16 protein-coding genes are annotated in these 12,884 nt (G+C 49.0%); 12 read left to right on the top strand and 4 right to left on the bottom strand.

The window, feature by feature from the left end:
• Window positions 1-99: 99 nt before the first annotated feature.
• Window positions 100-966 (bottom strand): sulfurtransferase, encoded by an 867-nt coding sequence (locus tag QU597_RS13165; RefSeq protein WP_310833030.1) that lies wholly within the window; start codon window positions 964-966, stop codon window positions 100-102.
• A 167-nt stretch (window positions 967-1,133) separates the two neighbouring features.
• Here QU597_RS13165 and QU597_RS13170 point away from each other — a divergent pair, with 167 nt between their 5' ends.
• Window positions 1,134-2,144, top strand: coding sequence for a phosphotransferase enzyme family protein (locus QU597_RS13170; RefSeq protein WP_310833031.1), 1,011 nt, complete (start codon window positions 1,134-1,136; stop codon window positions 2,142-2,144).
• Here the strand turns inward: QU597_RS13170 and QU597_RS13175 are convergent.
• Window positions 2,139-3,527: a cryptochrome/photolyase family protein gene (locus QU597_RS13175; RefSeq protein WP_310833032.1), complete on the bottom strand. Its 1,389-nt coding sequence runs from the start codon at window positions 3,525-3,527 to the stop codon at window positions 2,139-2,141. The genes QU597_RS13170 and QU597_RS13175 overlap by 6 nt on opposite strands.
• A gap of 447 nt (window positions 3,528-3,974) precedes the next feature.
• On the opposite strand from QU597_RS13175, the gene QU597_RS13180 reads away from it, so the two are divergent.
• From QU597_RS13180 to QU597_RS13205, 6 genes are read left to right on the top strand one after another with little or no spacing between them, the layout of a single operon-like run.
• Window positions 3,975-4,784 carry an ABC transporter ATP-binding protein gene (locus QU597_RS13180; RefSeq protein ID WP_310833033.1) on the top strand — a complete coding sequence of 270 codons (810 nt, stop codon included), beginning with the start codon at window positions 3,975-3,977 and terminating at the stop codon, window positions 4,782-4,784.
• Window positions 4,771-4,947: a hypothetical protein gene (locus QU597_RS13185; RefSeq protein ID WP_310833034.1), complete on the top strand. Its 177-nt coding sequence runs from the start codon at window positions 4,771-4,773 to the stop codon at window positions 4,945-4,947. The genes QU597_RS13180 and QU597_RS13185 overlap by 14 nt, the downstream gene beginning before the upstream one ends.
• Window positions 4,940-5,689, top strand: coding sequence for a DUF2705 family protein (locus tag QU597_RS13190; RefSeq protein WP_310833035.1), 750 nt, complete (start codon window positions 4,940-4,942; stop codon window positions 5,687-5,689). The genes QU597_RS13185 and QU597_RS13190 overlap by 8 nt, the downstream gene beginning before the upstream one ends.
• Window positions 5,689-6,063 carry a GntR family transcriptional regulator gene (locus QU597_RS13195; RefSeq protein ID WP_310833036.1) on the top strand — a complete coding sequence of 125 codons (375 nt, stop codon included), beginning with the start codon at window positions 5,689-5,691 and terminating at the stop codon, window positions 6,061-6,063. Before QU597_RS13190 ends, QU597_RS13195 begins: the two co-directional genes overlap by 1 nt.
• 12 nt (window positions 6,064-6,075) lie before the next feature.
• On the top strand, window positions 6,076-6,777 hold the full coding sequence (locus QU597_RS13200) for an ABC transporter ATP-binding protein (protein WP_310833037.1): 702 nt from the start codon (window positions 6,076-6,078) through the stop codon (window positions 6,775-6,777).
• Window positions 6,771-7,502: a hypothetical protein gene (locus QU597_RS13205; protein WP_310833038.1), complete on the top strand. Its 732-nt coding sequence runs from the start codon at window positions 6,771-6,773 to the stop codon at window positions 7,500-7,502. Before QU597_RS13200 ends, QU597_RS13205 begins: the two co-directional genes overlap by 7 nt.
• Before the next feature lie 121 nt (window positions 7,503-7,623).
• Here QU597_RS13205 and QU597_RS13210 read toward each other — a convergent pair whose 3' ends face one another.
• Window positions 7,624-7,998, bottom strand: coding sequence for a PilZ domain-containing protein (locus tag QU597_RS13210; RefSeq protein ID WP_310833039.1), 375 nt, complete (start codon window positions 7,996-7,998; stop codon window positions 7,624-7,626).
• A 124-nt stretch (window positions 7,999-8,122) separates the two neighbouring features.
• Between QU597_RS13210 and QU597_RS13215 the strand changes: the two genes are divergently transcribed.
• Entirely contained in the window at window positions 8,123-8,728 is a 606-nt protein-coding gene (locus QU597_RS13215) for a pentapeptide repeat-containing protein (protein ID WP_310833040.1), read from the top strand.
• A 60-nt stretch (window positions 8,729-8,788) separates the two neighbouring features.
• Here QU597_RS13215 and QU597_RS13220 read toward each other — a convergent pair whose 3' ends face one another.
• A complete protein-coding gene (locus QU597_RS13220; protein ID WP_206104639.1) occupies window positions 8,789-9,073 on the bottom strand; it encodes a hypothetical protein in 285 nt (94 codons plus the stop codon).
• A gap of 208 nt (window positions 9,074-9,281) precedes the next feature.
• Between QU597_RS13220 and QU597_RS13225 the strand changes: the two genes are divergently transcribed.
• From QU597_RS13225 to QU597_RS13240, 4 genes are all read left to right on the top strand, one after another.
• On the top strand, window positions 9,282-10,913 hold the full coding sequence (locus QU597_RS13225) for a diguanylate cyclase domain-containing protein (protein WP_310833041.1): 1,632 nt from the start codon (window positions 9,282-9,284) through the stop codon (window positions 10,911-10,913).
• 402 nt (window positions 10,914-11,315) lie between these two features.
• Complete coding sequence (locus tag QU597_RS13230; RefSeq protein ID WP_310833042.1) at window positions 11,316-12,053, top strand: glycoside hydrolase family 73 protein; 738 nt, start codon at window positions 11,316-11,318, stop codon at window positions 12,051-12,053.
• 1 nt (window position 12,054) lies between these two features.
• The gene (locus tag QU597_RS13235; protein WP_310833043.1) at window positions 12,055-12,336 is read left to right on the top strand and encodes a holin; all 282 of its coding nucleotides are present in this window, start codon (window positions 12,055-12,057) and stop codon (window positions 12,334-12,336) included.
• Window positions 12,337-12,456: 120 nt separating this feature from the next.
• Window positions 12,457-12,879, top strand: coding sequence for a hypothetical protein (locus QU597_RS13240; RefSeq protein WP_310833044.1), 423 nt, complete (start codon window positions 12,457-12,459; stop codon window positions 12,877-12,879).
• Window positions 12,880-12,884 lie beyond the last annotated feature (5 nt).

Raw genomic sequence — 12,884 nt, forward strand, 5'->3', positions numbered from 1 at the left:
ACTGTTGACTTGAGTACCTCTAGGCACTCTGTAGCTACTCCTGCATCGATATAACTCCAGCACAAAGAGCCCGCGCCATGCGCGGGCTCTTCATGTTGACTATTCCCCAGTCGCCACGGGATTTTCCTCATAACTAATCCAGTCACTCCAGCTCCCCGCATACAGCCGTACGTTCTTAAACCCGGCCTTCTCTAGCGCCAGGACATTCGGGCAGGCGGTTACCCCGGAGCCGCAGTAGACGATGATTTCGGCAGCTTTATCCAGTCCTGCGAAGTGTGCTTCAAGTTCCTCTGCACTCTTATAGCTGCTGTCTGCATGTTGTGTGTCTTTCCAGAAGTAATTGACCGCACCGGGAATATGTCCTGCTTTCTTATCCATGGTCTCATTCTTACCTTGATAGCGGTCACCCGCGCGCGAATCGATTAATACGGTCCCTGTAGAAGAGGAAGCATCAGTCCCGCCATTAACCGTCTTCTCCGATATCTGCCGAACCTCTTCAACATCCGCCAGCATTTGCGGCTGCACATTGGGCACAAATGAACTTGGCACCCGCACAGGCTGATGATCTGTGACCGGGAATTTCTCAGCCTTCCAGTCACTGAAGCCGCCTTCCAGAATGAACACCTGCTCATGCCCGAGGTAGCGCAGCAACCACCACAGCCGTGCAGCATTCATGCCGCTCTCATCATCGTAAGCCACGATGCGGGAATCATTTCCGATTCCGAGCTTCGAGAGACGTGCCGCAAGCACCTGCGGATCGGGAAGCGGATGCCGACCGCCGTGTTCACCCACTGGGCTGGACAGATCCAGCTCCAAATCGAGATAAACTGCACCTGGAATATGCTCCTGTTCATAGCTCTCCCGGCCAGCATCAGGTTTACCTAGCGTAAACCGGCAGTCTACTATAGTTTGTTCCGGCTCATAGAGTCTGGCGAGCAGCCAGCGTTTAGAGACAGTAGCGTCCATTAGAATCCCATCCTTTATCCTGTGATATGTAATGGCATTATTATAACGGAAATGAAGAGAGGGTGCATGTCTGTACTTCTATCCGGTTTAAGAGATTTGACACAGTCTGCCACTAATTTTACAATTGCCTTTGAGCTGATAGATCAATGAGAGAGAGGCTTAAGCCTGTGGAAACTATAGTAAGTAAGGCCTGGCCGGAATGGGCCGGGACGCTGCGGAGACGGAGCGGGGGCTGGAATAACACTACCTATTTTGTGGGAAATCAGACAAAACGCGCAGTCCTCCGTATATATGATACGCACAAGGACAAAGGCAAGATTGAATTCGAGCACGCCGTGCTCCAGCAGCTGGGGAGCCAAAACCTGCCCTTTAAAGTACCTGTACCCGTATCTGCCGCAACTGGTGAAACGATGTTTCAGATAGATGAAAGCGGCAAATTCGCCTGCTTGTTCCGGTATATCGACGGAGATACGCCTAACGAGGAAGCATCTGGATATGCCCAATCCTTCGGGGAGGCTGCAGGCATTCTTACGACTGTGCTGGCTGATATCAATCCCGGACTGACTCCTGTGTACCGGCCTTATTATGAGCTGCGGACATCGTATCCGCTGTGCAGTACAGAGGTTATCCGCGAGCTGTGTCTGTATCCGCCGGAACCCTTTAGGGAACTGGGCATGGAACTGGAAATGCTATACAAGGCTTATGAGAACATTACAGATTCGCTACATGAGTTTTCTGGACTGCCGCATCAATTAGTGCATGGTGACTTGAATGCTTCTAATCTTCTGGTACAGTCATCCAACCCTAGTGTGGTAGCTGCGCTGCTTGATTTTGAATTCTGTACCTTCGACGTACGGGTGATGGAGCCTGCGGTTATTTTGTCCGGGCTGCTCGGACATGTGGAGGAGAAGACGATGATCCGCGATTTCTGCCGGGGCTTCAGCCGCAGGGTCCAGCTTACTCCGGCTGAAATCAACGCTATTCCGGTATTGATGCTGCTAAGGAAGATCGATGTTTTCCTACATTTTGTCACCCGCTATCTGGAGGGTACAGATGAATCTCAGGTGCTGCATGAGCAGATAAAACTGCTGTCCGCAGATTTAATCCAGCTGTCTGAAGGGACAGCAGAAATTGGGACGATTGTGCGGGAAGAGCAGGGAAGAGCAAGCAGGTTATAGCTCATTCCCGTTGGCTGATTTCACTGCAGCTACTTTGCGGTTCAGGATCTCTTTATATATCTCTATGGCTAGTGCTCTCGAGCTTTTCAGATCAACGATGGCATCCGGTCTGGGCAGATGGATGACTTTATCCGGCAAACCTGCCAGCTCCGGCAGCCAGGTACGGATGTAGCTTCCGCTTGGATCATGAGTTTGGGATTGGGTTACCGGATTCATAATCCTGAAATAAGGCGAGGCATCGAATCCGAGGGATGAGCTCCAGAGCCAGCCGCCCCGGTTCAGCACATTGTCATAATCACTTAGCTTCAGCCTGAAGTAACGCTCCCCGTAAATAAATGGACAACCAAGATTTTTGGTCAGGAACATAGCGGTAATCATCCGCAGACGGTTAGGCATCCAGCCGGTTTCGTTCAGCTGGGTCATGGCGGCATCGATTACCGGAATACCTGTCCTTGCCATCGACCAAGCCTCAAAGTACTTCGTTTCCAGACGACCCAGATCATAAACCTTCTCATAGCTGAAAAAGTCAGCATCCAAGCGGGCCTGATACAGATAGAAATCCCGCCAGGCCAGCTGTCTCAGCCATTCTTCTATACCTGCCTCTTCTTCAGTCAACCGGTTATACACGGTACGTGCTGAAATTGCCCCCGTATTTAGATGCCGGCTGATCCGGCTTGTACTCTCCAGTGCATACCTGTCACGGCTTACATGATAATCCTGCAAATTCAGATTTAGAAAATGCTCAAGCGAACGGCTTGCATCCATCTTCTGTCCGGCAGAGGTTGGCTGCTCTAACTGCAGTTTAATCTCATCGGGAACCAGGAAGTCTTGGGTAATTCGCTCGTCCAGCGCTGAAGTTTCCAGCTCAGTCAAGGATGAAGAAAAAGGCGGATGAAACCGCTCAGCCAGGTAGCTGCGCCAGCGGCGGTAAAACGGGGTGAATACCTTGAAGGGCTCACGGCGTCCGCACCATTCCATGAAATCGTCCAGATCACAGAGCATACTGTCATGATAGAGTTTGAAGGTGATGCCCAGTTCAGCGGATGTGTTACGCAGGCTCTGGTCTCTATGTAATGCATAAGGTGTGTAATCAGCATGAACCATCAATTGCTGGATCGGATAGGCTTCACTCAGCCTCCTGACAATGGTATCAGGCTCGCCATAAAGAATATGCAGCTGCTTGCCCTGAAGGGTATAATCCTGCTGCAGACTGGACACTTGAGCCAGGAAGTTTCTCCCGCTATGCTCCAGATAGCGCTGCCTGCGCAGCAGGAAGGGCTCCAAGATAAGCACATGAAGGCTGCGGGAACCGGCAGCACGGATGGCATCAAAGGCCGGAAGATCGGTAGTCCGCAGGTCCTTGCGGTGAATGAAAAGAATCATTTGTCAGGATTTCCTTTCCGTTATCAGAGTCAAACAACTTTGTTACCATTTGTCCATAATACGATGGAAGATGCAGTTTTGGCGATAAGCAGTGTCTTTTTTGTGTACCCTATTTGCCGAGGAATGTAACCGGTTTTTCAACATTACATACAAAATAATAGAGAGTATGCCGGCCGCTGTTTAAGCCAACCAAGGCATACTCTCTTTGTTTGCCGCGTATCGATCGTTTCGAGTACAGCGTATAGTACGGATTTGTGCCAAAGTAAGCCTTTCTCTCATGCCACTCTATTCTATGTATCCTTGATGTTTTGGTGTGGTTGGGAGACTACTGCGGAATAAAATAATAAAATCCATATCTTTACATCATGATCATCTTAGTGTACTATGTAACTAACACACCGATACAGAAAACCAGAACTTAATTTTACTCGATATAGGGAGGATACCATGGAGCAGACAACAGTTAGCCATGAACATGCCGGGGCCCAAAGTGAACCGGTGGTGCTGCAGATGAAGGGCGTCAGCAAAATGATTAAAGGGAAGGCCATCGTGAATCAGCTGTCTTTTGAGATCCGCAAAGGTGAGATTGTAGGGCTGCTTGGCCCAAACGGGGCGGGTAAGACCACTACGATCCGCATGATGACTGGCCTGATCAAGATGACAGAGGGAGATGTGCTTGTCCACGGCCACAGCATCCGTAATGAATTTAACAAGGCGATTGCCCATATCGGTGCGATTATTGAGAATCCCGAGTTTTATGGCCATTTGACGGGCCTGGATAATCTGAAGCAGTATCTGCGGATGAGTGACGGTGTTGCCGAATCGCGGATCGCCGAGGTCGTAGAACTGGTCGGGCTGCAGGGAGCGATGGATAAGAAGGTAAAAGCGTATTCGCTCGGCATGCGCCAGCGGTTAGGTATCGCCCAGGCTCTGCTGCATTCCCCGAAGCTGCTCATTCTGGATGAGCCGACCAATGGTCTCGATCCTGCAGGGATCCGGGAAATGCGTGATTATATGCGGAATATCGCGGAGGTGGAGGGAATCTCCATCTTAATCTCCAGCCACATGCTGGCGGAAATTGAGCAGATTTGCAACCGGGCGGTAGTGATCCAGAACGGTTCGCTGGTCACGGTAACCCAGCTTGGAGCTGAGGCAAAGAGTGAAGATGAGGTAACCCTTACCGTTCGTGTTGATAAGGTTGAAGCTGCACAGGCCGTAATACAGGCAATGGATGGGGTAGAATTTGACCCGCTCTGACGAAATGCAGAAGGAACTCCATATCCGCCTGATTGACCATAAGGTACCGGAGCTTGTTGCAGCATTCAGCGCAGCGAAAGTCGGCGTATACCGGATTACCGAGAATAAACAAAGTCTCGAAGAAGATTTCCTGAAATGGACAGGAGGGAACCGCATTGCGTAAATTTAGTAACCTGGTTCTTAATGAGTGGCTGAAACTGTTTAAGAAGCGCTCCTTTTTTGTACCCCATCTGATTCTTGTGTTCTTTCCGCTTGTGCTCAGTTATATTGTTCATTCAGTATCACCGGAGACGTTTGCTTCTGCCGCGGAGTTTACGAAGGAGATGCTCCTCCCGACCGGAATGGGCCAGGTCATGGCTATTTTGACCATTATCGGAACGGCAGGGATTGTAGCCAAAGAGCATAGTCAGGGAACCGTCAAATTTTTGCTCATCCGTGCCCGCAGCCGCACCGCAATTCTGGCTTCGAAATATGTAACGGTGCTGCTGTATGCCCTTAGCCTGACCCTGGTGGCAGCGGCAGCAATATTCCTCTCGGGCCTGCTCTGGTTTACTGCCGGAGGCGGGGATACAGGAGTAGCGGATATCCTGCAGTCCATGCTGTACGGATTTGTGTATACGTTCATTTATGCAACTCTTGTTTTTATGCTCGGGGTGCTGACCAACTCTACAGGGGTGACCATCGGGATCGCCATGTTTGCAGTAACAATGGATAAAATCGTGATTAACCGGGAGTTCTATAAGTATTTTCTGTTCCCTAACCTGGATTTGTCGGCTTACAGCAATGGCGGCAATCCTCCGCTGCCTGGAATGACCCTAGGTTTCTCGATCATTATGCTAGCCGTGTATACGCTGGTATTTCTCCTGGCAGGATTTGCCGTCTTCAGACGAAGGGACGTTGCTTGATGACGATTGAATTTGACAACAACCAGCCGATTTATTTACAGATCATGAACTACCTCAAGGGTGAGATCATCACAGGCAAGCTGAAGCCCGGTGACAAAATCCCTTCGGTGCGCGAACTGGCGGCAGAACTGCAGATTAATCCAAACACGGTGCAAAGAACCTTTCAGGAACTGGAGCGTGAAGAGATTGTGGAGACACGGCGCGGCATGGGCAGATATGTGACCGGGAAGGAAGAGACCATTATGAACATCAAAAGAGAAATGGCCCAGGATATTCTCGACCGGTTCATCCGCGGAATGCAGGAGCTAGGCTTTCAGAGTGAAGAAATTGTAACGGCGGTGGCGGAGAATATTGCTGCGAAGGACAGAAAGTAGGGGGATGTAAGGGTGGACAGGATACTCAAGGTAGAGCAGGTTTCGAAAAATTACGGCTCTAAACAGGCGCTGCACAATGTCACTTTTGAACTCGGCGCTGGTAAAATTATTGGACTGCTTGGCAGCAACGGCAGCGGAAAAAGCACTCTGATGAAGCTGATCGCCGGACTCGCACAGCCGGGCTCAGGCAGCATTTCCGTGCTGGGAACTCCGGTAGGCGGGGAGAGCAAATCACTGGTCTCCTTCATGCCGGATCAGCCGCTGACGGAGGACTGGATGAAGGTGGGCGATGCGCTCAGGTTCATGGAGGATTTTTATCCTGATTTTGATCCGGCCAAAGCACGCCGCATGCTGGAGTTTATGAAGCTGGACGTGAAGGATAAAGTACGGGCACTTTCCAAAGGGATGAATGAACGCCTGCAGCTTACGCTGGCGCTCTCGCGTAAGGCCAGACTGTATTTGCTGGATGAGCCGATTGGCGGGGTGGATCCGGTTGCCCGGACGAAAATCCTGAATGCTTTGATGGAGTTTTATGAAGAGGATAGCACTATTCTGCTCTCCACCCATCTCGTATCGGATATTGAACGGATCTTTGATGAGGTGATTTTTATAAAAGAAGGGGAACTCGTCTTGCATAGTGATGTAGAGGAACTGCGGCTGCAGCGGGGAAAAAGTATCGATGAGCTGTTCAGAGAGGTGTATGCGGAATGCTGAAGCTGATTCGTTATGATTTTAGACGCAGCCGTGACCGGATTCTTGCAGCATTTGTCATTATGATTTTAATTCATACCGGGATCTGGGTATCCTCAGGCACAACGAGCAATGATATCCTTTCCGGGCACCTGCTTACTTATTTTTCGATTGGAGCCGCATTCCTCTTCATCACGGTGATTAATTATAACCGCAACCTGAAATCCTATGCGCGCAGGCTGCTTCCTGTAAATACCCTGTATACCGTCCTGTCACCACTTCTTCAATTCTGGATGCTGCTGCTGACTCTTATGCTTATAGGACTGATCCACCTGGGGTTATATATCCTGTTTTATTCAGCAGATTTCTTGCCTGGAAATTTCTGGAGTGTTGCCTTACGAAGCGCACTGCAGTGTACATGGACTGCCGGATTAGTGTTGCTCATGACTATATTTGCCTGTACTGTTGCGAGAAGTCTTAAGGTTAGAGGGAAGATATGGATTGGAATTGCTGTGCTGGCGGGCCTGCAGAACGGGGTAGCTTATCTGGAGCAGCTTCTGTTCAAAAGCTATTTTTTAGGGATCGGCAATGCGTTCCAGTTCGAGGTGCTCAAAGCCTCCGATGTTCCCAGCGGACTGAAGCTGAACTACGTAGGATCTAATGTGTGGCCGGTTATATTTGAAGTAGCGATAGCAGGGCTATTAATCTATGCTACAACCGTACTTGTGAAAAGAAGAACAGATTTGTAGGCAGCGGGTTTCAAAATGACGAAAGCAGAGCTGTTCCGCAGCTTTGCTTTCGTTTTTGCGCAAAAAAAGATTCCTGGGAAGGGAGATCTCCTATACATATAATTGCGGATACAACCGCCTCTTATTGAGCCTTGCGTGTATTTGTCCAAAGCTCAAGCTCGCGCAGCAGCAGTTCCTCTTCTTCTTCATTAAGGACTAGTCTAACCCCGTATTGGTACTGACCAATACCGAACATCCAGCCCCAGCGTACACTGCCTTCAAACTGCAGATTCACGTCTGTTAAGCGGAAATGTATAATCAGCTTCGTATCCCCTGAAGTAAAGCGGAGGTTCAGTGAAGTGCGTACTTTACAGCCGGAACGGCTAAGATCAAGCAGCACACCTTCGGTTAATTTCCCGGCTCCCGGTCCGGAATTACCCGCTGGAACTTCTAGCCAGCATTCTATCGGCTGGTTCATTACATATCGGAACGGTTCTTTTCTGCTGGAGTCGTCCATCGTTTACCTCCGCTAGTTTTTTTGCTATTATATCGAAATGACAGAATGAGAACAATCTACTAAAGTGCTATTTTAATATAAAATATTTTATTTATTCAGTCAGGGAACTAAAGGAGCGCTATCCATGTATCAATACGACAATGAAACCTTTCAAGATCATAATTTTGATTACGCAGCTTTGCGGGACGGTGAACTGAACGGCTGTACCTTTGAGCGCTGCTCCTTTAAGGGGGCCTCTATGGAAGAAATGACCTCAACCGGCTGCCGGTTTGCAGATTGTGACTTTAGCGGGGCACAACTCAATGCATCCGTACATAAAGGAGCAGCATTTACCAACTGCAAATTTACAGGGGCGAATCTGTTCGTGTCTAAATTCGAGGATTGCAAGATGGTGGGCTCTGATTTCTCGAACGCCGCGATGGACGGGATTACGCTGGCTGGGGGCGACTGGTCATATACAAATCTCAGACATGTCAATCTGGCCCGGCAGGATCTGCGGGGCATCCGGTTTCTGGAAGCAGATATGCTGGGCTGCAATTTGCAGAAGAGTAATCTGCGGGGTGCTGATTTAAGCCGTGTACGGCTGACCCAGTGCAAGCTAGAGGGTGCGGATCTGCGCGATGCGAAACTGGATGGAATCGATCTGAAAAGTCTGGACTTAAAAGGTGTGCGGATCGATGTGGAGCAGGCTGTGCTGCTGGCCCGTTCTTTAGGTGCAAAGGTAGACTAAGCGAAATTTAAAAGCAGCTCCGCTCTTTTAATGAAGAGAACGGAGCTGCTTTTTTTTGCCTTACAGTTTGTATAGAGAAGCCATGCAGTCCACAAACATTTTGTTGTACTCGGAACGGGTAAGGTCATGAGTGGAGGCGATGTCGCGGCCTAGGAATTCAAACCACGTAATTTCTGTGCCATCTTTTTTGTAGACGAACTTCTCATGCCGGATGGAGAACGTATCATTCTCAAAAGAAGGAACCTGCTCATATTTGAGCTCAGTACCCAGTTTCTCGGATACAAGCGTCGCTAGAAGGATAAGCATTTTAAAGGGGTCATCATACATTTCAAATTGTTCTGTCATCAACGTCCACTCCTTAATTTGGCATGTGCTGCTGAGCAGAGTATACTATATCGTTCTAATGTAAGCACTATCATTTGAAGAAGTCAGTACAATTTTGATACAACATGTGAGCTTAATCAAGAAAGTACATACCGTATGCTTATCATTCAGGTATATTTATCCGATATAAAAAAATATCGATTATTTTCGACAAGGGGAATGAATGTGTATGTCGTTTAATCTGCGGACTCTATTTTCCAGCGCCTTTGCCGTAATTATCATTCTGCTCACTGCACTCCTGATTATTGTTATCGGCAGCCAGTCGACCAAATCAGTGGAGAAAAGTATTGGAGGTTCACTGGCGGAAGAAGCCTATCAGATGGCTGAGAAGCTGGACCACTTCATGTGGTCCCGTTCCGGAGAAGTGGAAGTGTTGAGTAAGCTGAATGCTTTTCAGGAGCCATATGACAAGGCGGAAATCAGCGGTTTGCTGAATCAGCTGAAGAGCAGTATGCCCGTATTCACATGGGTGGGTTTTCTCGATCCTGCCGGAAATGTACTTTCGTCAACGGATAATATTCTGTTAGCTCAAAATATAAGTCAGAGACCCGTGTTTCAGGAAGGGATTAAAGGTCTGTTTATTGGAGATGTGCATGACGCCGTTCTGTTGTCCAAGCTGTTGCCGAATCCGGGCGGTGAAGACTTGCAGTTCGTAGATGTCAGTGTTCCAATTTACAGCAAACAGGGGCAAGTCACCGGTGTACTGGCGGCGCATCTCAGCTGGGAATGGTCCCGTGAGGTAGAGCAGTCTATCCTTGCTCCGCTGAAAGATCGTATGACCGATGTCGAGGTGCTGGTGGTCAGTCAAAAAGATGATACAGTCCTGCTGGGACCGGACAGACTGGTCGGCCGAAAAATGACGGATGAAGCGCTCCTGAAAGCGCGGACCGGTGAAAACTCATGGACAGTGGAAAAGGAGAAGGGTGAAGATTCTTATCTGACCGGCTATGCTTACGGAGACGGGTATCTGAATTACCCGGGTTTGGGCTGGTCTGTGATTATCCGTCAGCCGGCAGAGATCGCCTTCGCTTCTGTCCATCAGCTTGAACGGTTCATTATCCTAAGCGGAATGGCGGCTGCTGTGATCTTCGGGATTCTTGGCTGGTTCCTGGCAGGCTGGATTGCACGTCCGCTAAATGCTATTACGTATACAGCTGATTTGCTCAGCTCCGGTACTGATGCAGAGATTCCATCCTCTTCGCTTATCAAAGATGTAGCCGTACTTTCAGCCTCCCTAAGGAATCTCGTAGGGAATCTGACCAAGACGGAAAGCAAGCTCAATTATATGTCTGATATGGCGCTGCATGATTCCCTCACAGGCTTGCCGAACCGGGCAGCCCTTGAAGAGTTTTTGGCTCTTGCAGTCAGCAAGGCGCAGCAAAGCCGGACAACGCTCAGCTTTCTTTATTTAGATCTGGACGGATTTAAGAATGTGAATGATACGTACGGGCATGCGGCCGGGGATGCCCTGCTGCAGCAAGTAGCCGTGAGGCTGCTGGACTGCACCCGTGAGCATGAGATTGTCGCCCGCTTAGGGGGAGATGAGTTTGTCATCATCCTTCATACTTCAGCGGCAAGACCAATGTATGAAGCCGAAATCGTTGCAGCGCGGATTATCAGCAAAATTAATCTTCCGGTTATGATCGGAGGCCACAGTCTTCATGTTGGCTGCAGTGTCGGTGCAGCGGTGTGGACGCCAGACGGGGCGGATACCAGTGAAACGATGCGGCTTGCCGACGAGGCGCTGTATATTTCTAAACGCAGCGGCAAGAACCGTATTACATTTGAGGCTGCCAGCTAAAACAGCTGGTGGTACTTAAAATAGCTCTTTTGGGAGGAGACGCCTAAAAACGTCCTGCTGACAAAAAGAGCTTTTTTTTGATTAAAAGTAGAAAATGCTTTCAGCTTATGTAAAAAATTAATGCACTCTTTTACGTGGATTAGACCACCACTTAATCCAGAGTTTTCCTTCATCATCATGGAAGAACTTTATTCCTATCCACTTTAGAGGTGTCCAAACCTCTTTGAAATAATATGATGGCATAGTCTATTAGCCCCTCCCGTATAGTTAATTTATACTATATTTTACGCCAAAATTTACTATTTAACAATACTAGATCCATAAAATTGAAATTAAGTGGTAGGAATTAGCACAAGCCATCCAGCGGAATAAGCATTTAATGTAGAGAAAGGATGTGAAAGAATGACAAATGCCGAATTCATATCCAGAATCGCACCCTATGCAATAGCAGATATGCAGCGCAGCCACATTGCCGCCTCGCTTACGATCGCACAAGCCGCACTGGAATCCGGATGGGGTAACAGCGGTCTGACGGTGAAAGCCAATAACCTTTTTGGAATGAAAGGAAGTGGTCCGGCAGGAAGCATTGCCATCCGGACAACCGAATATTTATACGGTAAACCTTTGCTCGTGACTGCAGCCTTTCGCGCTTACCATGACTGGGGAGAATCTGTAGCGGACCACTCTGCAGTTCTCATCGGGGGGGTCTCCTGGAACCGCGGCCTATACAGCAGGGTAATCGGCGTTAACGGGCAAACAGCCGCCCGTGAGATTGCTGCGGCCGGGTATGCAACAGATCCGAATTACGCTGCCAAGCTGATCCGAATTATGGATACCTATAATTTATACCAATTTGATGAAGTGAAGGAGGATGAAGAGATGTCGGCTGAAGATAAACAGAAGCTTGCGAATCTGGAGACGGAATTAAAAGAGCTGCAAGTTCTTCTTGCCGTTCATACGGACCGCCTTACGGCAATGGAAGGCCGGACAGTGATGAATGTTCCGGTATGGGCACGGCCGGCGGTTAATGCGGCTGTCGCTGCCGGACTGTTGGATACACCTGCCGGTGGAAGCTACGACTTTTATCGTTTGCTCACGGTGCTGAACAGGGCAGGCTTGCTGGTGACAGGGGAGGATTGAGATGAACAATGAGGTACTGAATAATGTGCTGGCTTTCGCCTCGGTGTTGGCTGTGTTTGTTATGGCGCTTGTGCAGCTGGTAAAGAACAGTGTGAATATCCCCCGTAATCTTGTTCCGGCCGTAGGTCTGGCAATCGGTTTATTTGTCGGTGCAGTTGCGTACCCTTTTACCGACATGACACTTGTACTCCGTCTGTGGGCAGGCGGGCTGGCCGGTCTATCGGCCACCGGACTCTTTGAACTAGCCTTTAACAAAAGAGACGGATCGACCAAAGACAAATAGCGTTACATGAATCGCATCTAATCATTATATTTATGCGTATGCCTGCTGGTGATCTGAACAAGCAATCTGCTGTTAAATCAATATAATAGGATATGCAGTAATGGAAGGAGGTGCTTTTATATGGGAACCTATCTGGATGCCAGAACCTCACAGAATGCCAGTACGGCGAACTCCATTGCCATCCCGATTCTGGCGATCAATGCCCCGCAGTTATTCGGTCAAATTGGCCTGATTACCTCGGGTATTACTACGAATCCGCGTGTGCTATTGAAGGGAACGATTTCGTTACAGCTTCCGCTGGCCCTGGTTGGTATTACGATTACCATAGTCCGGGGTACGCTTCCTACAGATCCGGTGGTCTATTCCGCAACCTCTACTTTCAACCTTAGCCTTCTTGCACCACAGGTCATTGCCTTTTCAGCTGCTGATTTTAATCCGCCGGTTTCACCACAATTGACTTATACGGCATTTGTAACCTCTAACCTGCTGGGTACAATCCGTGTCGGTCCGGAGAGCTTTGATGGAATTCTGGTTTCAGACTAATTGCA

Origin of the sequence: Paenibacillus pedocola, assembly GCF_031599675.1 — a bacterium.
GTDB lineage: Bacteria > Bacillota > Bacilli > Paenibacillales > Paenibacillaceae > Paenibacillus_AQ > Paenibacillus_AQ pedocola.

What these genes read in the sequence shown, in the direction of transcription:
- QU597_RS13230 (WP_310833042.1), top strand. Translation starts at nt 11,316, where the DNA reads ATGACAAATGCCGAATTCATATCCAGAATCGCACCCTATGCAATAGCA.
- QU597_RS13175 (WP_310833032.1), bottom strand. Translation starts at nt 3,527, where the DNA reads ATGATTCTTTTCATTCACCGCAAGGACCTGCGGACTACCGATCTTCCG.
- QU597_RS13180 (WP_310833033.1), top strand. Translation starts at nt 3,975, where the DNA reads ATGGAGCAGACAACAGTTAGCCATGAACATGCCGGGGCCCAAAGTGAA.
- QU597_RS13205 (WP_310833038.1), top strand. Translation starts at nt 6,771, where the DNA reads ATGCTGAAGCTGATTCGTTATGATTTTAGACGCAGCCGTGACCGGATT.
- QU597_RS13220 (WP_206104639.1), bottom strand. Translation starts at nt 9,073, where the DNA reads ATGACAGAACAATTTGAAATGTATGATGACCCCTTTAAAATGCTTATC.
- QU597_RS13165 (WP_310833030.1), bottom strand. Translation starts at nt 966, where the DNA reads ATGGACGCTACTGTCTCTAAACGCTGGCTGCTCGCCAGACTCTATGAG.
- QU597_RS13235 (WP_310833043.1), top strand. Translation starts at nt 12,055, where the DNA reads ATGAACAATGAGGTACTGAATAATGTGCTGGCTTTCGCCTCGGTGTTG.
- QU597_RS13225 (WP_310833041.1), top strand. Translation starts at nt 9,282, where the DNA reads ATGTCGTTTAATCTGCGGACTCTATTTTCCAGCGCCTTTGCCGTAATT.
- QU597_RS13210 (WP_310833039.1), bottom strand. Translation starts at nt 7,998, where the DNA reads ATGGACGACTCCAGCAGAAAAGAACCGTTCCGATATGTAATGAACCAG.
- QU597_RS13240 (WP_310833044.1), top strand. Translation starts at nt 12,457, where the DNA reads ATGGGAACCTATCTGGATGCCAGAACCTCACAGAATGCCAGTACGGCG.
- QU597_RS13195 (WP_310833036.1), top strand. Translation starts at nt 5,689, where the DNA reads ATGACGATTGAATTTGACAACAACCAGCCGATTTATTTACAGATCATG.
- QU597_RS13215 (WP_310833040.1), top strand. Translation starts at nt 8,123, where the DNA reads ATGTATCAATACGACAATGAAACCTTTCAAGATCATAATTTTGATTAC.